General features: G+C 34.3%; 14 protein-coding genes, 26 tRNA genes and 2 pseudogenes. 4 read left to right on the plus strand and 38 right to left on the minus strand.

What is annotated here, in order from left to right; genetic code table 11:
• Positions 1–329 precede the first annotated feature (329 nt).
• From KA894_RS12565 to KA894_RS12575, 3 genes and pseudogenes are all read left to right on the plus strand, one after another.
• Positions 330–583: pseudogene (locus KA894_RS12565) on the plus strand (pyruvate formate lyase family protein); the annotation flags it as partial.
• Positions 572–1,020 (plus strand): annotated as a pseudogene (locus KA894_RS12570) (4Fe-4S cluster-binding domain-containing protein); the annotation flags it as partial. The pseudogenes KA894_RS12565 and KA894_RS12570, both read left to right, overlap by 12 nt.
• A gap of 202 nt (positions 1,021–1,222) precedes the next feature.
• Positions 1,223–1,537 (plus strand): hypothetical protein, encoded by a 315-nt coding sequence (locus tag KA894_RS12575; RefSeq protein WP_229719001.1) that lies wholly within the window; start codon positions 1,223–1,225, stop codon positions 1,535–1,537.
• Between the two features lie 402 nt (positions 1,538–1,939).
• On the opposite strand, the gene KA894_RS12580 is transcribed toward KA894_RS12575, so the two are convergent.
• The 3 genes from KA894_RS12580 to KA894_RS12590 form a co-directional block, all read right to left on the minus strand.
• On the minus strand, positions 1,940–3,223 hold the full coding sequence (locus tag KA894_RS12580) for a dicarboxylate/amino acid:cation symporter (protein WP_103373119.1): 1,284 nt from the start codon (positions 3,221–3,223) through the stop codon (positions 1,940–1,942).
• A gap of 286 nt (positions 3,224–3,509) precedes the next feature.
• Positions 3,510–4,133: a response regulator gene (locus KA894_RS12585; RefSeq protein WP_103373120.1), complete on the minus strand. Its 624-nt coding sequence runs from the start codon at positions 4,131–4,133 to the stop codon at positions 3,510–3,512.
• 21 nt (positions 4,134–4,154) lie between these two features.
• The gene (locus KA894_RS12590) at positions 4,155–5,264 is read right to left on the minus strand and encodes a GAF domain-containing sensor histidine kinase (protein WP_103373121.1); all 1,110 of its coding nucleotides are present in this window, start codon (positions 5,262–5,264) and stop codon (positions 4,155–4,157) included.
• Between the two features lie 197 nt (positions 5,265–5,461).
• On the opposite strand from KA894_RS12590, the gene KA894_RS12595 reads away from it, so the two are divergent.
• Positions 5,462–6,289, plus strand: coding sequence for an RluA family pseudouridine synthase (locus KA894_RS12595; protein ID WP_115342085.1), 828 nt, complete (start codon positions 5,462–5,464; stop codon positions 6,287–6,289).
• Positions 6,290–6,548: 259 nt separating this feature from the next.
• Here KA894_RS12595 and fumC read toward each other — a convergent pair whose 3' ends face one another.
• The 35 genes from fumC to KA894_RS12770 form a co-directional block, all read right to left on the minus strand.
• Positions 6,549–7,934 carry a class II fumarate hydratase gene (gene fumC, locus KA894_RS12600; protein ID WP_096808996.1) on the minus strand — a complete coding sequence of 462 codons (1,386 nt, stop codon included), beginning with the start codon at positions 7,932–7,934 and terminating at the stop codon, positions 6,549–6,551.
• A gap of 210 nt (positions 7,935–8,144) precedes the next feature.
• Positions 8,145–8,558, minus strand: coding sequence for a hypothetical protein (locus KA894_RS12605; RefSeq protein ID WP_096808994.1), 414 nt, complete (start codon positions 8,556–8,558; stop codon positions 8,145–8,147).
• A 203-nt stretch (positions 8,559–8,761) separates the two neighbouring features.
• On the minus strand, positions 8,762–8,944 hold the full coding sequence (locus tag KA894_RS12610) for an SAS053 family DNA gyrase inhibitor (RefSeq protein ID WP_096808992.1): 183 nt from the start codon (positions 8,942–8,944) through the stop codon (positions 8,762–8,764).
• A 23-nt stretch (positions 8,945–8,967) separates the two neighbouring features.
• On the minus strand, positions 8,968–9,567 hold the full coding sequence (locus KA894_RS12615; RefSeq protein WP_103373211.1) for a sugar phosphate isomerase family: 600 nt from the start codon (positions 9,565–9,567) through the stop codon (positions 8,968–8,970).
• A gap of 182 nt (positions 9,568–9,749) precedes the next feature.
• Positions 9,750–10,220 (minus strand): tRNA (uridine(34)/cytosine(34)/5-carboxymethylaminomethyluridine(34)-2'-O)-methyltransferase TrmL, encoded by a 471-nt coding sequence (trmL, locus tag KA894_RS12620; protein ID WP_103373212.1) that lies wholly within the window; start codon positions 10,218–10,220, stop codon positions 9,750–9,752.
• A gap of 4 nt (positions 10,221–10,224) precedes the next feature.
• Entirely contained in the window at positions 10,225–11,352 is a 1,128-nt protein-coding gene (gene queG / locus KA894_RS12625; protein WP_096808986.1) for a tRNA epoxyqueuosine(34) reductase QueG, read from the minus strand.
• A gap of 164 nt (positions 11,353–11,516) precedes the next feature.
• Positions 11,517–12,239, minus strand: a complete 723-nt coding sequence (locus tag KA894_RS12630; RefSeq protein ID WP_096808984.1) for an amino acid ABC transporter ATP-binding protein — start codon at positions 12,237–12,239, stop codon at positions 11,517–11,519.
• Complete coding sequence (locus KA894_RS12635) at positions 12,232–13,695, minus strand: ABC transporter substrate-binding protein/permease (RefSeq protein WP_115342083.1); 1,464 nt, start codon at positions 13,693–13,695, stop codon at positions 12,232–12,234. The genes KA894_RS12630 and KA894_RS12635 overlap by 8 nt, the downstream gene beginning before the upstream one ends.
• 246 nt (positions 13,696–13,941) lie before the next feature.
• Positions 13,942–15,009 (minus strand): PTS sugar transporter subunit IIC, encoded by a 1,068-nt coding sequence (locus KA894_RS12640; RefSeq protein WP_103373214.1) that lies wholly within the window; start codon positions 15,007–15,009, stop codon positions 13,942–13,944.
• 510 nt (positions 15,010–15,519) lie between these two features.
• A tRNA-Leu gene (locus tag KA894_RS12645) sits at positions 15,520–15,603 on the minus strand.
• Positions 15,604–15,645: 42 nt separating this feature from the next.
• Positions 15,646–15,720 (minus strand) — tRNA-Gly (locus KA894_RS12650).
• A 16-nt stretch (positions 15,721–15,736) separates the two neighbouring features.
• Positions 15,737–15,811: transfer RNA gene (locus KA894_RS12655), tRNA-Gly, on the minus strand.
• A gap of 17 nt (positions 15,812–15,828) precedes the next feature.
• Positions 15,829–15,903, minus strand: a tRNA-Gly gene (locus tag KA894_RS12660).
• A gap of 7 nt (positions 15,904–15,910) precedes the next feature.
• Positions 15,911–15,984 (minus strand) — tRNA-Cys (locus KA894_RS12665).
• 8 nt (positions 15,985–15,992) lie between these two features.
• Positions 15,993–16,064, minus strand: a tRNA-Gln gene (locus tag KA894_RS12670).
• 11 nt (positions 16,065–16,075) lie between these two features.
• Positions 16,076–16,148, minus strand: a tRNA-His gene (locus tag KA894_RS12675).
• A gap of 2 nt (positions 16,149–16,150) precedes the next feature.
• Positions 16,151–16,224: transfer RNA gene (locus KA894_RS12680), tRNA-Trp, on the minus strand.
• 11 nt (positions 16,225–16,235) lie between these two features.
• A tRNA-Tyr gene (locus KA894_RS12685) sits at positions 16,236–16,319 on the minus strand.
• A gap of 7 nt (positions 16,320–16,326) precedes the next feature.
• A tRNA-Thr gene (locus tag KA894_RS12690) sits at positions 16,327–16,402 on the minus strand.
• Between the two features lie 10 nt (positions 16,403–16,412).
• A tRNA-Phe gene (locus KA894_RS12695) sits at positions 16,413–16,485 on the minus strand.
• 14 nt (positions 16,486–16,499) lie between these two features.
• Positions 16,500–16,575, minus strand: a tRNA-Asp gene (locus tag KA894_RS12700).
• A gap of 14 nt (positions 16,576–16,589) precedes the next feature.
• Positions 16,590–16,663 (minus strand) — tRNA-Met (locus KA894_RS12705).
• A gap of 13 nt (positions 16,664–16,676) precedes the next feature.
• Positions 16,677–16,769 (minus strand) — tRNA-Ser (locus KA894_RS12710).
• Between the two features lie 41 nt (positions 16,770–16,810).
• A tRNA-Ser gene (locus KA894_RS12715) sits at positions 16,811–16,903 on the minus strand.
• Between the two features lie 9 nt (positions 16,904–16,912).
• Positions 16,913–16,986, minus strand: a tRNA-Ile gene (locus tag KA894_RS12720).
• A 26-nt stretch (positions 16,987–17,012) separates the two neighbouring features.
• Positions 17,013–17,086, minus strand: a tRNA-Met gene (locus KA894_RS12725).
• A gap of 26 nt (positions 17,087–17,112) precedes the next feature.
• Positions 17,113–17,188: transfer RNA gene (locus KA894_RS12730), tRNA-Ala, on the minus strand.
• A 19-nt stretch (positions 17,189–17,207) separates the two neighbouring features.
• Positions 17,208–17,281 (minus strand) — tRNA-Pro (locus tag KA894_RS12735).
• Between the two features lie 28 nt (positions 17,282–17,309).
• Positions 17,310–17,383, minus strand: a tRNA-Arg gene (locus KA894_RS12740).
• Between the two features lie 12 nt (positions 17,384–17,395).
• Positions 17,396–17,484 (minus strand) — tRNA-Leu (locus KA894_RS12745).
• Between the two features lie 7 nt (positions 17,485–17,491).
• A tRNA-Gly gene (locus tag KA894_RS12750) sits at positions 17,492–17,566 on the minus strand.
• 3 nt (positions 17,567–17,569) lie between these two features.
• Positions 17,570–17,651, minus strand: a tRNA-Leu gene (locus KA894_RS12755).
• 12 nt (positions 17,652–17,663) lie between these two features.
• A tRNA-Lys gene (locus KA894_RS12760) sits at positions 17,664–17,739 on the minus strand.
• A gap of 6 nt (positions 17,740–17,745) precedes the next feature.
• A tRNA-Thr gene (locus KA894_RS12765) sits at positions 17,746–17,821 on the minus strand.
• A gap of 10 nt (positions 17,822–17,831) precedes the next feature.
• Positions 17,832–17,907 (minus strand) — tRNA-Val (locus tag KA894_RS12770).
• Positions 17,908–17,935: the final 28 nt, after the last annotated feature.

Here is a 17,935-nt window from a genome sequence, read left to right on the forward strand (position 1 = left end):
AGTCCTCTTTGACAAAGAGCCCCAAAAATTCAGTATCTCTTTTTATTATTTGCTTTGCCTCTGTTATATAACAGGGTTAAATTACACCATATGTGCGTTATTTTTCAATACAGATTCCTAAAGCTTTCAATTTCAGATTAAAATTATTCAAAAATATTGTAATTTTTTCAACAAACTAAATGATATAATTATTGTGAAGTATTTAACATATAATATGGAGATAGTCGCATGTTAAAAAAAACTACACAAAATCAACTGCATGATATAATTATAAACAAGGTCGCTGCAAGTGCCAAGTGAATGTTACAGAATATATCTAACTAAATTAGACATTATATACAGGTGGTGACCAATTTTTAGAAGGTCCTACTGAAGCAACAATGAAACTCTGGGATCAAGTCATGCAATTATCAAGAGAAGTGCGTGAACGCGGTGGAATGTGGGGTATAGATACAAAAGTACCATCAACAATTATCGTTCATGATGCCGGCTATCTAAATAAAGGTTTAGAGACTATTGTCGGTGTCCAAACTGAGAAACCATACGAATGCCACCAAAGGGTGGCATTCGTATGGTTAAAGCACATTTACGTTCAATTGAAAGTCTAGGCACGGTTGATGGCCTGGGACTGCGATATATTTTATTCACGCAAGGGTGTTTACTTAGATGTTTATACAGTCATAATCCAGATACTTGGACATAAAAAAATTTCACTAGAGAAGTCACCGTAGATGAAATGGTTAATGAAATAACGCCATTCAAACCATACTTTGATGCATATGGAGGCGGCGTTACAGTTAGTGGTGGCGAACCATTATTGCAAATAAAAATTCTTAACCACCCTATTCTAGTTATTAAAAGAACAAGATATTCATACATGTATCGATACATCAGCTGGTACAGCAAATGATACAGTGGCTTTTAATAAACATCTTGACGTATTTATTAGCGTATACTGATTTAGTTTTATTAGATATCAAACACATGGATAATGCTAAACATATAAATTTAACTGCAAAACTAACACACCTATATAAAGTTACTCAAAATGATAATGATATAAAAACATACTATTTGAACAGTAGAGAACAAAATCATCTTAATTACTTTGATTTCGTTCTCTGCTCTTTTTATAACGTCTAAAACATACAAATCTAAATAGAATTGTCTCTTGTTATGTATAATGATATATTGTTTAAAAAGGATTTGAGGAGGCATCATTTTGAACAATCCATCTTCAACAAAACTGATTTCTACATATGCGTCAATGAAATTTATTCAAGCTCAAATAATTCCAGGAATTTTGACATTATATAATGATAAGATCACTTTTAAAGCTAACGGTATTCTAGAAAATCATGAAATCAAAAGCTTGTTTTCCTTTGAAGAAATCCAAAATGTTAAATTTGGTTTATCTTTAACACCGTTTAGGCTAACGATTGTGGAGTCAGATGGCGAGCCGTGGATATTTGATCAAGTCCCAAGAAAAGATGGTAAAAAGTTTGCAGAATTGTATAACGTACTTACTTCTCATTAACTAAAAATCTGTTTATGACATCTTTCTTGTAAAAGAATTCTTATGAAAATTTTTAAATTTCCATATTATCATTTATGATTTTCTATATTTTCAATTATTCGTATGTATAGATGGTAGCCAATTAGTTCGCATGCCAAATGACATCTTACTATTAATTATAACGACACTACTATCGAATAACTATAATAACCATAAATACCCCTCTCATCGACTAATTGGGATCGATAAGAGGGGTATTTCAGACATTACGATTAATCTCTTTAAAATTATATATACATGATGTGATATTCACAAACAAAATAATTATAGTAAAAATACAAATTGAATCATTGGTTGTTGACATATTAAATTTAAATAACATAAAACATAATTGCTCTTTCTATCCCTATTAAAGGTCCTATATTAATTGTCACGTTTTGCAGCTAATTTCTTATCTTCTGATTTTGAAATGATAAGGGCGCAAGCTGCATCACCCGTAATATTGACTGAAGTTCTTGTCATATCTAATAATCTATCAATACCTAAGATAATACCAATTGCTGCTGGATTTAAGCCCACTGCATTTAATACCATAGCTAACATAATCAATCCAACGCCTGGCACACCTGCAGTACCAATGGACGCAACCACTGCAATAACAACAACTGTTATAATTTGCATCAACGACAAATCTACACCTGAAATTTGTGCAATGAATATGGTTGCTACACCTTGCATAATGGCCGTACCGTCCATATTGATTGTTGCTCCTAACGGTTGAACAAAAGAAGCTACTTCTGGTCGAACACCCATGTTTTTAGTACATTTTAGTGATACTGGTAAAGTGGCGGTAGAGCTAGATGCACTAAAACCTAATGTAATAGCTGGTAAAAACCCTTTAAAGAATCTCAGTGGACTAGTTTTGGCGATAAACTTAACTGCTGATCCATATACAACGAAGAAATGTATAAATAGTGCCAGGAGCACAATAAAGAAATACATGCCAAGTTGTTGAATCGCACCAAACCCAGCTCCCGTAAATGCATGTGCAACAAGCCCAAATGTACCGATTGGCGCAAATACACTCATAATCATAGTCACAATATACATTAAAACTTCATTAGTTTGTTCAAATAGCCGGTGTACCGCTTGAGCTTTGGAACCGACCATAATTAAACCAATCCCTATAAATATTGCAAATGTTATAATTTGCAACATATTTTCTTCACTCATGGCTTGTAATGGATTTTTAGGAAAAAGGTTAATCAATGTTTGATCAAATGTTTGATTAGCTGCAGAGCTTTGAGCATTATCTTCTTTATCTAATGTTTTTTGATAACTTGATACATCATCACTATTTAATAGATCTGATTTCCCTTCACCGGGTTGTAAAACTGAAGCTAAAACAATACCAATAATAATAGCGATAGCTGTCGTAGTTAAAAAGAAAGTAATTGTCTTTAACCCTATACCACCAAGTAATTTTGGGTCCCCTACACCGACTACACCTAATACGATCGAAACAAATACAACAGGTACGACTAGCATGAATATTAAATTTAAAAATATTTGACCAATGACATTAAAGACATACTTATCAACATTGACAACAAATCCTGATTGCGCAAACATATTAAAAATTGAGCCAATGGTTATGCCTAAAATAAGCGCTATCACGATTTTTAACGACAAGTTTTTGGTTTTCATAACAACATCCCCTTATTGTTTATTAGCTATATTATATAGTAAAATTATACATTTTAAAACAAAAGTAAATAGGAATGTTGAAAAAGATTAGAGCGCCTTGTGTTTTGATTAGACTACTACTTTAGAAATTTACGCCCAACTTATGTATTAGCCCTAAATATAGTCCTATTGCGATTTAATAAGATATAACAATAGGATTATATCATTCGTTTTCAAGCCTAACCCCTCTATCTAGTGGATAACAACATTTAAAAGCATAGCGTTCTGGCTTCCTTACTCAATGAGTTCATATAAGGTTGTTTTGCATTGCATAAATCGCAGCTTGCGTCCGATCACTCACTTGTAATTTAGCAAAAATATGACTAACATGTGTTTTAACTGTTTTTTCAGACACAAATAATGTTTCAGCAATTTCTTTATTTGTTTTTCCCTTTGCCATTTCAGTAAGGACTTCAGACTCTCGTTTTGATAGCTTATTGGTGTAATGTGGTTTATCGCTCATAGATTCAATGACACTTTGTGCTTGGGGATGAATAATTTTTTCGCCTGCTAATACGCTTTTAATTGTTTTGATCAATTGTTCTGGCTCAACATCTTTCATTTCATAACCATCAGCGCCCTTATCAATAGCAGAAATGACGTGTTCGTCATCTACATAGCTCGTTAATACTAGTATTTTCACATCAGGATATTTTTCTTTCATTATTTCTGTAATTTCAATACCATTCATAACTGGCATAACTAAATCTAACAAGACAATATCAGGCAAATCATGCGCTTCAATATATCTTAAAAAAGACTTACCATCTGAGAAGCCTTTCACAACTTCTATATCTTCTACTGTAGATAGTAGAAATTCTAAGCCTTGTCTTACTATATGGTGATCGTCTACTAAAATGATTCGATGCATCTTGACCTTCCTTTCGAAACTTTATAATGGTATTGTTATATAAATTTGCGTACCTTTGCTGGGTTGGGATTCAATCATTAATTTACCATTTATCTGCTTTGAGCGTTGCTTCATATTATTTATGCCATGAGAATGATATGAATTTGGATGAGTAGCGTCAAAACCTTTCCCAAAATCAACAATGGTAACGTACAGATAATCTAATTTTTGAATTAAGTTTAATTTAACTTGAGTAGTGTCACCATGTTTTTTAGTGTTATTGATTGCTTCTTGGACAATCCTGTAAACATTTTCTTCAATTAAATTAGGCAATTTAATTAAACCCTCTACTTTAACCAATAGCTCTAATTGTAACAATTCACTATATTGTTTTAGTGCATTAACTAAACCTTGTTCTAACCCAACAGGTTTTAATTGCCAAATTAACGCTCGCATTTCGTTGACAGCTTGTTGACTCGTATCTTCAATAACTTGAAAAGCTTTACGCGACACTTCTTCTTGCGTCATTCCTAGAGCAGCATGGGCTGTCAATTTCACAGAAAAAAGCATCTGATTAACTGAATCATGTAAGTCTCTAGCTAACCTATTACGTTCGCTTATGCGTGCAGCTTCCTTTTCTTGATTCGTTAAAAGGATTCTTTTTATAGCAGAACCAATTTGTAACGCAACAGACTCTAGTAATTCCAAATTTTCTTCACTATATCTTTTGGTATGTGGTGTTGCTACATTGAGTAAACCAAATTGTTCTTCACCTGATCTCAATGGCACTGTAGCATGATGTGTAACTCCATCTGTTTCTTCATGATAAGCGCGATTTGCTAAATTAATACGGGAGCAATTAATAATATTTGAAGCCTTTGTTAACTTTTTATTCTGATAAGCCTGTACGCACCAACAAGTACCTTCACGCATATACTGACAATTATTTTTTTCTAACGCACCAGGCAAATTGATATATGATACAAGCTCATGTTGACCTACTTCATCAATGAAGAAAATCCATCCTGTCGTAAATTCACTGCCATCAATTAATGATTTTAAAGCACCTTGTAACATACTATATGTTTCTGTTTCTTCATTTAAAAACTCAGCAATTTCTTTCAATAATGCTAATCTAGTCGGTTTTTCCATTTAACCAGTCCATTCTTTAACTTTAACAACCCTGTTTACATACATTATACAATCTTGTTAAGAAATTTAAAAATAGGTAAACAATTGTGTTTCATTTTAGATAATTAACAATAAAAATGATTAAATCAATCTCAACGACTCATATGTTTAGTGTAATGTTTATGGTATGATAATAATTGATCATAGAGGAGGATATTATGAAATTTCAAATCCCAGAAAAATATAATCAATTAACATTAAAAGAAATATTCCAGCAATTACAATTACCTAAAAAAGACTTACACAATTTAAATATGTCAAAAGACATCACAATTAATGGCTTAGAAGCCAAACTCATGTCACAAGTAAAAACAGATGACGATATTTATATCCCTACGCCTGATGAAAAAAGCAATTATTTACCAAGTTATCGATTCGCACAAATTTATTATGAGGATAATGATTTAGCAATTGTTATGAAGCCTAAGGGTGTCAAAACACATCCTAACGATTTAAAAGAAAGCAATACATTAATGAATCATGTCATATATACAATAAAAAGCGATTATGTTGAACCAATACATCGCTTAGACCAAGAGACAGTTGGCTTGTTAATTGTTGCAAAAAACCCATTGATGAAAAAGATACTAGACCGTATGCTAGAAGAAAATCAAATTGATCGAATTTATAAAGCACACGTACATAGTTTATTACCTATTAAGTCTCAAACCATCGACATGCCTATAGGCAAAGATAAATTTCATTCAAATAAACGTCGGGTCTCTTCTACAGGTCAAACAGCTATTACGCATATTTTATCGTCGAAGATGATAAAAGAAAATGTCTGTGAAGTAGATTTAAAATTAGACACTGGAAGAACACATCAAATTCGTGTCCATTTAGCAGAAATGGGCCACCCTGTTATCGGTGACCCACTATATGGTGATTCAACTTTAAGACAACTTCAGTTAAACAGTTATAAAATTGAATTTATTCATCCATTAACACAAAAAATGATTTCCGTCAGCTTAGATGACGACATTTAAATAGTATTTAAAGCGAGGCTGAAACGTAAATACGTTTCAGCCTCGTACATAATATTCACAATAAATGATTAGACATAAAATAAAATAATAACAAGCTATAAAAGTATTATTTTTCAATTGATCAATTTAGTAATATGTGTATATAAACTTTAGCCCATGTCATGCACTTAACTAGATTCATTTTCCTAGTCTTCCAGCCCCTTCTAAAAACAGCGACCTTTAAAAGTTGATTTTTTATTCACTCTTTTATTACTCGATATTATTTAGGTTCAACCATATCTTCAGGTTTAATCCACTCATCAAATTGTGCTTCTGTTAGATAACCTGATTGAATTGCAGATTCTTTTAAGGTTAAGCCCTCACGATGTGCCTTTTTTGCAATACTTGCAGCTTTTTCATATCCAATATGAGGGTTTAACGCTGTTACTAGCATTAATGATTGATTTAAATAGTTATCGATATTGGCTTCAATTGGTTCAATACCTATTGCGCAATTATCATTAAATGTTTGCATACCATCAGCTAATAAATAAATAGACTGTAATGTGTTATGCAAGATGACAGGTTTATACACATTCAACTCAAAGTTCCCTTGCGAACTACCTATGCCTACTGCAGTGTCATTGCCCATGACTTGTACAGCTACCATAGTTAGCATTTCACATTGTGTCGGGTTTACTTTACCTGGCATGATAGAAGAGCCTGGTTCATTTTCAGGTATTGAAATTTCTGCAAGTCCTGCACGTGGGCCTGACGCTAACCATCTAACATCGTTGGCAATTTTCATTAAGTCAGTTGCAAGCGCTTTAAGAGAACCATGTAATTGAACTACTTCATCATGAGCAGTTAATGCGTGAAATTTATTTTCAGACGATACAAATGGATATCCTGTATTTTTTGAAATGAATTTAGCAACTTTATCGCCAAAATCTGGATGAGCGTTGATGCCTGTACCTACCGCAGTGCCACCAATAGCTAAATTTAAAATATGTGCTTTGGATTCATTCAACAATGTTTCACATTTATCTAACATATAGCGCCAACCGCTTATTTCTTGTCCTAAACGTATCGGTGTAGCATCTTGTAAATGCGTACGGCCTATTTTAATAACGTCATTAAATTTTTCTTCTTTTTCTTTGAATGTATTACGTAATATTTTTAAAGCAGGTTCAAGTTTCTTCTCAATTTCATTATATAAAGCAACATGCATAGCAGTCGGGAATGTATCATTTGAACTTTGTGATTTATTCACATCATCATTAGGATGGATTGATTCATCGCTTCCTTGTTCTTTTAGATATTCGTTAGCTACATAGCTAACAACTTCATTAACATTCATATTACTTTGAGTGCCGCTTCCTGTTTGCCAAACAACTAATGGAAAATGCTCATCTAATTCTTTATTTAAAATACGGTCACATGCATATGTAATGGCATCTTTTTTTGCGTCACTTAGCTTTCCTAATTCGTGATTGGCTAAAGCTGCACCTCTTTTTAATTGCGCAAAACCATAAACAACTTCAATTGGCATACGTTCTTTGCCAACTGGGAAGTTTCGTTTACTTCTTTCTGTTTGGGCGCCCCAGTATTTATCTGCAGGTACTTCAATTTCACCAAATGTATCATGTTCAATTCTAACTGACATTTAAAATTCTCCCCTTCAATGTGTATTTGACTTTAGTATAGCATTAATCAATTTAACTGGGCAATCTCTTTAATATAGCGTTTTCATTACTGTAAAATAAGCGTGTAGTTATTGATTTAAAAATTAAAAAAGAATGAATTATCATTTTAATCGATATAAAAAACCAGAAATTCAAAAATAATTTCTGGTCGCATTTCACGTATTATATTATTATTCTTTTGTAATATTTATATTTTTAAATTTAATTTTTGCTGCTTGTATAATACCTATAGCAGTCAGGATCAACAGAATTGTTCCAATAACCATTGTGACTGGACTTATAGTTATAAGAAAACCTAAAAAGCCAGTTAGACTATTATAAAAGTCACCTAAAGGTTTGAATAGTAACACGGTTACAACAACACAACATAATACACTAATAATGATTCCTGTCTGGTTGCTTTTTACAAAAGTTGAGGCATTCACTTTATCCACAAGACCACGCGATAAATTTATCTGTAATTGAATAATCTTAAATAATATAGGTAGATAAATGGCTCCTATAGCCATCGGAAAACCTTTAATAGAAATTAAATTTACAATGATTGCACTAATCATAAGATATTTCCAATAGTTACTTAACATATGTATAATTGCTCCTTAAATCAAATAATGACTTAATAATAACATAATCATTTTTCACGTGGCATTGTTTTTAACAGTTTTCTTTTAATTATGCTTAAATAGAACTCAAACGAGTATATAATAAAAAAGAAACGAGATAAAAATCAAAAACTAAACTTTGATTTTGTATGCTCGCTTCAATAATCCAATTTTCAGATTAATCATTAATCATCTAAATCTGAACGCACGCTTGCATCATGTGCTTTATCTAGCTTATCTTCGTCGTTTTCTTCAGAAATTTGTTCCATTTCTTTACCTAACTCTACAACATCTTCAAAACCATCAACCATTTCATTTTCTACTTCAGTATCATGATTTAATTGGTTTTTAGTACTATCATTTCTCATTATACACACCTCACATTTTTATTTTATGCAAAACGTGCAGTGAAATAGTGACGAACATCTTCTGGCAGACCTTCTGCAGCTGCTTCATCCAAAATAACATTAACCATGCGATGCGCTTTTAAATCAGCGGGTTCAAATGAAGTCTTACCATTTTCTTCGTATAATTTATGAACAATATCTTTTTTCTCACTACCAGTAATGACCAATATAACTTCTCTTGCAGAAAACAGACCATGATTAATACTTACATTAAGTCGACTATTTGTATCAATAGAAAGTATTTGCGTAATCAATTTACCTTTATTTTCTTTAGTTTTAATCTTGTCACTTATAAATGATTCTGTGTCTTCGCCATAAGAAATACCGTAAATTTGGCCTTCTGGTACACCTAATGCTTCAAAATATGACTTATTACTGTCATAGTCTAATATATTAATTTGACTAAAATCTACAGCATTATTATCTATATTTTTCTTTAGTTCATCTAATACTGGTGCATTATCATTAGAAAGGTGCACACCAGCAATAGTTGTTGGATTATTGTTAAATTGTTTTCTTAAAATATCAGCAGCATATTCTGCTACGATTCTTTCATTTTCTAAAACTTTAAAGTTCATTGCCATAGTAATTACACTCCTCTTTTTCTTTTAACACGCGTTCTAGCATTATTTATAATAATACCCCTGAAGCAATTCTCATAAACTATATAACTTTTAAAAAACCAACCAAAATTTCAAAGCTTGACTATAAGTCTTACCATTATTATACAAATGTTTAGCTAGATTTTCATTGATTAATATGTAATTTAATATAAGCTAGGAAAATTTTGTTGTCTCAAAGCTTCGTATATAAGCAAAGAAGCTGTATTAGAGAGATTTAATGACCTAATATTATCGTTCATCGGGATTCTTAGCGCTGTGTCTTGATATTTATCTTTCACCCAATCTGGTAACCCCGTTGTTTCTCTACCGAAGATAAAATAGTGATCTTGTGCTTCATCAGTAAAGTCAAAATCAGAATATGTTTTTTTACCAAACTTCGTCAATAGATAATAATTACCATTTGTTGTTGCAAAAAATTCTTCTATATTTTCATAATAATTGATATTTACAGAATTCCAATAATCTAGGCCTGCTCTCTTCAACATTTTATCATCTGTACTAAATCCTAATGGTTTTATTAGATGTAAATGTGTATATGTGCCAGCGCATGTTCTGGCAATACTTCCTGTATTGCCAGGGATTTGTGGTTGAAATAATACGATGTGGTTCGTCATTCTTTTATTCTCTCCTCATATCTAGCCCTTTTAACATCTCGTGTTGGACTTCTTCTAATTCATTATCATAGTGTGCATCTATAAAAGGTCTTGCAACTTCTCCTTGAATTTGTCCAATAGCCCAATAAGCTGTTCCTCTAATCATCGGCCTAGGATCATTCAAAGCCACTTCCTGTAATTCAGGTATAGCTGTTTCTTCTTTAAAGTGCGCTAACGCCAATATTGCATTTCTTTGAATTGGTTTTTTACCTCTCCAAGCACCAGCCAAATGGCCATAAGTATTTTTAAATTCTTTATTACTCATTTGTAATAATGGCACTAATCTTGGTTTTAAAACCTCAGGTTCTAAAACAATATCATCATGTTGGGTATTAATTCCACGGTTTCTTGGACAAACTTGTTGGCAGGTATCGCACCCATAAAGACGATTACCAATTTTATATCGGTATTCATCGGCTAAGTAACCTTTTGTTTGAGTTAAAAAACTAATACACTTTTGACTATTTAACTGTCCATCACCAACAAGTGCTCCAGTAGGACAACGGTCCACACATATAGTACAATCACCACAACTATCGATAAGTGGGTCATCTGGCGGGAAAGGAACACTTACTAACATTTCACCTAAATATGTCCATGTACCAAGATCTGGATTTATAACAAAACCGTTTCTCCCTACGTAACCTAATCCTGCGCGTTCAGCAACAGCGCGGTCAGACAATACTCCTGTATCAACCATAGATTTTATTTCTACATTAGGTACTCTAGCTTCTAAATATTCAGCCAATTGGTCCAAACGTTTTCTCATGATTGTATGATAATCTTGACCCCATGAAGCCCTCGCAAACATGCCTCTTCTATCTCCACGTACACTCCTAGGTGCACCTTTCAATTTATTAGGATAACCAACAGCAATAGCAATAATTGATCTTGCCGTTGGTAACGATAATTTGGGTTCAGTTCGTAAACCAATATCTGATTCTTCAAAGCCTGATGCGTAACCCTTTGCATGATAATCCACTAATTTTTGCTTTAATTCATCAAATGGATCAGCAGTTGTAAAGCCTATACTATCAATTCCAATTGAATGGGCATAGTCTATGACATCTTGTTTCAATTGATCTATATTCATTTAATACACCCCACCTTAAAAACATACATTCTATAGTTTAACACATTCAGTGTTATTAAGAGAATTCACTGAAACAAATTTCAAATTTTTATTAAAAAAACAAGCTGATTTAAATGAATTGTAGTGTACTACGTTCATAATCAACTTGCTTAAATACAATATATTTACAAGACACGTGCTAAGAAATTTTTGGTTCTATCGTGCTTGGGTTGTTCAAAAATATCTTGTGGCTTACCAGCTTCTACGATTACACCATCAGCCATGAAAACGACTTTATCACTTACATCTTTAGCAAAATTCATTTCATGTGTTACTACCGCCATAGTCATGCCTTCTTTTGCTAAATCTTTCATTACTTTTAATACATCACCGACCACTTCTGGGTCAAGTGCTGACGTAGGTTCATCAAATAGTAAAACTTCTGGATTCATCGCAAGCGCCCTTGCAATTGCCACTCTTTGCTTTTGTCCTCCAGATAGTTGTGACGGATAAGCATCAGCTTTATCTTCTAAGCCTACTTTTTTTAATAAAATATTCGCTTCTTTTCTTAATTTACTTTGACTACCTTTTTTCAATAAACTAGGTGCTAGCATAATGTTATCAATTACTTTTTTATGAGGAAACAAATTAAAGTTCTGAAAAACCATTCCCATTTGTTGTCTTAAGGTTTCTAATTTTGTTTTTTCATTTGTTAAATGATTATCTTTAAATATTACTTCACCACTTGAAGGTGTTTCTAATAAATTCATACAACGCAAAAGTGTACTTTTACCACTTCCAGACGGGCCAATAATTGCAACAACTTCTCCCTTTTCCACTTTCAAATCTATGCCTTTTAATACTTCATTCTTCCCAAATGCTTTATATAAATTTTTAATATTAATCACTAACTTTCAATCTCCCTTCGAAGAAATTCATCACTCTTGATAAAGTAAATGTAAGTATAAAGTATAATACTGCAGCTACAATAAGTGGAGTGAATGGATCAAATGAAGCACCTTGCACAACTTGTGCATTAAACATAATTTCACTAACGCCTATTACAGATACAATTGAAGATTCTTTAATTACAGTCACAAATTCATTACCTAAAGCTGGTAATATATTTTTCACAGCTTGTGGTAAAATAACTGATTTCATCGTTTGACCATAAGTTAGTCCTAAGCTTCTAGCTGCTTCAGTTTGCCCTTTATCAACTGCATTGATCCCTGCTCTTATTATTTCAGCAATATAAGCTGAACAGTTTATAACGAGCGCTATCATACCACATATTAAAGCAGATATATCTAACCCGAGTACTGCTGTAGTACCAAAATAAACTAGGAAGACTTGTACTAATAATGGTGTACCTCTTAAAAATTCAATGTACGCCGATGAAATCCATCTTAATATTTTAATTTTACTTAATTTCAATAATGCGATAAACGCTCCAAATACAGCACCTAGAACTACACCTACTATCGAAATTAGGATTGTATTTTTAATACCTTTCAAGAAAAAATTACCATATTTCGTAAAGAAGTTACCTTCATCTTTTTGCATAGCTTCAGCAGCTGAATCTTTATAATCGTCTAATAAATTTTTATCTTTTACATCTTTGATAGAACTATTTAATTTATCCATTAAGACTGGAGAATTTTTGGGTAGCGCAATTGCTGTATTTTTTCTCCCTTCTTCAAATTTAACATCATCTGCAAATGTTAAATCTTTATTTTGTTTTAAATAAGCTTCTGCTACAGGTCCTTCAATAACCATTCCATTTACTTTACCGCTTTTTAATGACATGATAACTTCAGGAACTCTAGTTAATGATTGAATTTGTGCATTTTCAATTTCGTTTTGTGCTATTTTTTCTTGTTGTGTTTGTTTTTGGACACCAATTTTTTTATTAGCAAAATCACTTATCGTTTTAAAACGATCAGCTTCTGATTTTTTAATAATCATTTTTTGATCTACCGTCATATAAGCATTAGAAAAATCAACTTCTTTTAACCGCTCTGGTGTAGGTGTCATACCTGATATAATAATGTCAATTTTTCCTGTCTTAATAGCACCTAACAAACTATCAAATTGCATATTTACAATTTTCAATTTTAAGTTATTATCTTTCGCAATTTTTTTGGCAATATCAATATCAATACCAGCGTATTTTGTTTTGCCGTTTACATTATGCTCAAATTCATACGGTGCATAATCAGCTGATAACCCGACACGTAATTCACCGCGTTCTTTAATCTTTTCCCATTGGTCGTTTGCTTCAGCATTTATTTCAGGATTTATGTAAATAATTAATGTACTTATAAGTAAAGAAAATATAATAAGCACTTTCAGTAGTTGTTTCATCTAGTGATCTCCTTTCCATAACATTAATTATTATACATAATTACGTAAAAATATTCAATACATTATTTCATTCCTTCCATATAAAGTTATAATCCAAATGATTAACCTCTAATATATGCATAAATATTGCATATTAAAAATGTGAGTCACCGAATATATCAATTCGATGACTCACACTACTATTTATAAATACTAATCAAAACACTCATATATTAACTTTCACGCTTTATGATTTTCACTCTTAACTTATTGTTTAGGTATTTCAAACTTATATATTTCATCTGTATATTTACGAATCATTTTTTTGCATATTTCATGTACAAAAAATGCAGCAACAAATGGAATTATAAAATAACCAAACACTAATAATATAATATTCATCGTTGGATCTCCATCCATACGGTTAAAAGCATTGATTGGTCCAACTAAACCAGTATAACCAAAACCAGCAGACATTGGCGTACCTTTAATTCCAATAAAATAAGCAATGAATCCTCCGATGACACCATTAATGGCTAATGGTATTGCAATAATTAGATGTTTGAAATATACAGGAATCATCATTTTAGCTGCTCCAATAATTAATACTAAGTTCACACCTGCGCCATTCACTCTAATTGAACCAAATAAGAATGTCACACATGCTGCTACGATACCCATATTTGCTGCTCCGCTACCTAAACCTGATAAGCTTATTGCTGTTGCTATGGCAACGACAGATATTGGTGTAACCATCAATAAAGCATATGTAACACATATTAAAATTGACATTATTAATGGATTAAATTCTGTAAAAGCACTGACAATATGACCAATCCCCTTAGTGACATTGGAAACATAGTCTAACGTAAATAACCCTATAACGCCACTTATAACTGGTATAATAACAGGAAGTAAAATCATTTCAAGAGAACCCAATTTATTTTGTAACAATAAATACAATGAGCAGGCAATAATAACAACTAAAATAGTATTTATAATATCTCCTATCCCGTTGAGTGTGAACCCCTCCGTTGTCATTTTCACTGCTCCACTGCCCAACATTGCAGAAACACCAATCATAGTCGCACCAGCGCCATTAAATTTAAATTGATGCGCTGCTAAAACACCTATAATAAATGCCATAAATGATTGTATTAAAACAACCAATTGATATATCATTTCTAATAGTTGATTTTCTTCCTTAAAAAACTTTAATAATTCACCTAAAAGTGCATTAGGTATTAACGCTATGACTACCCCAGCACCAACAGCTTGCAAAATATTACCAATAAAAGCTTTTCCTGTAGGCTTAATTGTCTTTGATTGTACCATTTATGTATCCTCCATATATAACATTAGACTAATAATATTATATTTCAGACAAAACTACAATATAAACTACAAATAATATCCACTAACACCCACATCAGAAATTAAAATAATTTAAACATGAATCAAATTAGCTAAAAGAAATACCGGGATGCCACTTTATAAAATATATAGCTAACAATAGCAAATGTTACATCATCACAATCTTGAAGCTATATATAATACGAAGAAATACCTCGTTTTTATAATATACTTACGGTGAGTAGTTAAATAACAAAAAATAATAAATTATAGTTTAATAAGCTTTCAATATAAATATTTAATTAGCTATAAGTATAATAAAATGTTGGAATAAATGAGTATTACGAAGTATAAAAACCACGTTAAAAACTTTAACCTTCACCAAAAGCATAATTATTAAGAGAAACCAGTTCATGTTAAATTTAAACAATTTGAAGTAAAAAAAGAACCCTAGTATAACTAGGGTTCAAAATATTTATTTAAATATCAGTATACCAGCGGTCGGGATCGAACCGACACTCCAAAAAAGGAACGGGATTTTGAGTCCCGCGCGTCTGCCAATTCCGCCACGCTGGCTCAATATTATAGACAAAAAACTTCCAAACACGGAAGTGAAAATGGAGCGGAAGATAGGACTTGCACCTATATCTCATTCCGGGAAGGAATGTATTCTAAGAGTTGAACTACTCCCGCAAAAAATTAAATTAAATGGAGCGGAAGATAGGACTTGCACCTATATCTCATTCCGGGAAGGAATGTATTCTAAGAGTTGAACTACTCCCGCAAGAATATTAAATTAAATGGAGCGGAAGATAGGACTTGCACCTATATCTCATTCCGGGAAGGAATGTGTTCTAAGAGTTGAACTACTCCCGCATATTCATGGAGGCGGCAACCGGATTTGAACCGGTGATAAAGGTTTTGCAGACCTCTGCCTTACCACTTGGCTATGCCGCCAATAGAAACTGGGCTAGCTGGATTCGAACCAACGAATGACGGAGTCAAAGTCCGTTGCCTTACCGCTTGGCTATAGCCCATTAATAATAAGGGCGGTTGATGGGAATCGAACCCACGCGTGTCGGAACCACAATCCGATGCGTTAACCACTTCGCCACAACCGCCATGGCAGGGGTAGTAGGAATCGAACCCACATCGAAGGTTTTGGAGACCTTTATTCTACCGTTGAACTATACCCCTATTAAATTACATGGTGGAGGGGGGCAGATTCGAACTGCCGAACCCGAAGGAGCGGATTTACAGTCCGCCGCGTTTAGCCACTTCGCTACCCCTCCATAAAGATGGTGCCGGCCAGAGGACTTGAACCCCCAACCTACTGATTACAAGTCAGTTGCTCTACCAGTTGAGCTAGGCCGGCTTGTATAAAATGGTTCAGGACAGAATCGAACTGCCGACACATGGAGCTTCAATCCATTGCTCTACCAACTGAGCTACTGAACCATAATAAATATTAATGGCGGTCTCGACGGGAATCGAACCCGCGATCTCCTGCGTGACAGGCAGGCGTGTTAACCGCTACACTACGAGACCATTTTAAATGTAAATTGCGGGAGGCGGATTCGAACCACCGACCTTCGGGTTATGAGCCCGACGAGCTACCGAACTGCTCCATCCCGCGGTAATGATATTAATGGCGGAGGAAGAGGGATTCGAACCCCCGCGAGCCGTTAAGCTCCTGTCGGTTTTCAAGACCGATCCCTTCAGCCGAACTTGGGTATTCCTCCAAAAATATGCGTAAATTAAACTTATTAAATTGTTATAAAAATGGCGGAGGAAGAGGGATTCGAACCCCCGCGGGCCGTTAAGCCCCTGTCGGTTTTCAAGACCGATCCCTTCAGCCGGACTTGGGTATTCCTCCAAAATTATATGGACCTTGCAGGATTCGAACCTGCGACCGAACGGTTATGAGCCGTTAGCTCTGACCAACTGAGCTAAAGGTCCTAAGTATAATTTACAACTAATAATAGTGGCGGTGGAGGGAATCGAACCCACGACCTCACGGGTATGAACCGTACGCTCTAGCCAGCTGAGCTACACCGCCGTTGTAATTTAGTTTGTATTAATATATGGTGGAGACTAGCGGGATCGAACCGCTGACCTCCTGCGTGCAAAGCAGGCGCTCTCCCATCTGAGCTAAGCCCCCATGTTAAATTTAGTAAGTATCGGGAAGACAGGATTCGAACCTACGACCCCTTGGTCCCAAACCAAGTGCTCTACCAAGCTGAGCTACTTCCCGTTTTCATAGGATGAAGTATTCCAAATTACGCGCCCGATAGGAGTCGAACCCATAACCTCTTGATCCGTAGTCAAGCACTCTATCCAGTTGAGCTACGGGCGCTTAATTAAAACATGGTGCCGAGGACCGGAATCGAACCGGTACGATGATCTCTCATCGCAGGATTTTAAGTCCTGTGCGTCTGCCAGTTCCGCCACCCCGGCAATATAATGGAGCAGAAGACGGGATTCGAACCCGCGACCCCGACCTTGGCAAGGTCGTATTCTACCGCTGAACTACTTCTGCATATGCGGGTGAAGGGAGTCGAACCCCCACGCCGTAAGGCGCTAGATCCTAAGTCTAGTGCGTCTGCCAATTCCGCCACACCCGCGTTATTCTTGAATGGTGAGCCATAGTGGTCTCGAACCACTGACCCTCTGATTAAAAGTCAGATGCTCTACCAACTGAGCTAATGGCTCTAAAGATGGTGCCGGCCAGAGGACTTGAACCCCCAACCTACTGATTACAAGTCAGTTGCTCTACCAGTTGAGCTAGGCCGGCTTATTTGAAATGGTGGAGGATGACGGGTTCGAACCGCCGACCCCCTGCTTGTAAGGCAGATGCTCTCCCAGCTGAGCTAATCCTCCATTAAATAATTGCCTGGCAACGTCCTAC

This window comes from Staphylococcus sp. GDY8P131P, assembly GCF_017891975.1.
GTDB classification, from domain to species: Bacteria; Bacillota; Bacilli; order Staphylococcales; family Staphylococcaceae; genus Staphylococcus; species Staphylococcus nepalensis.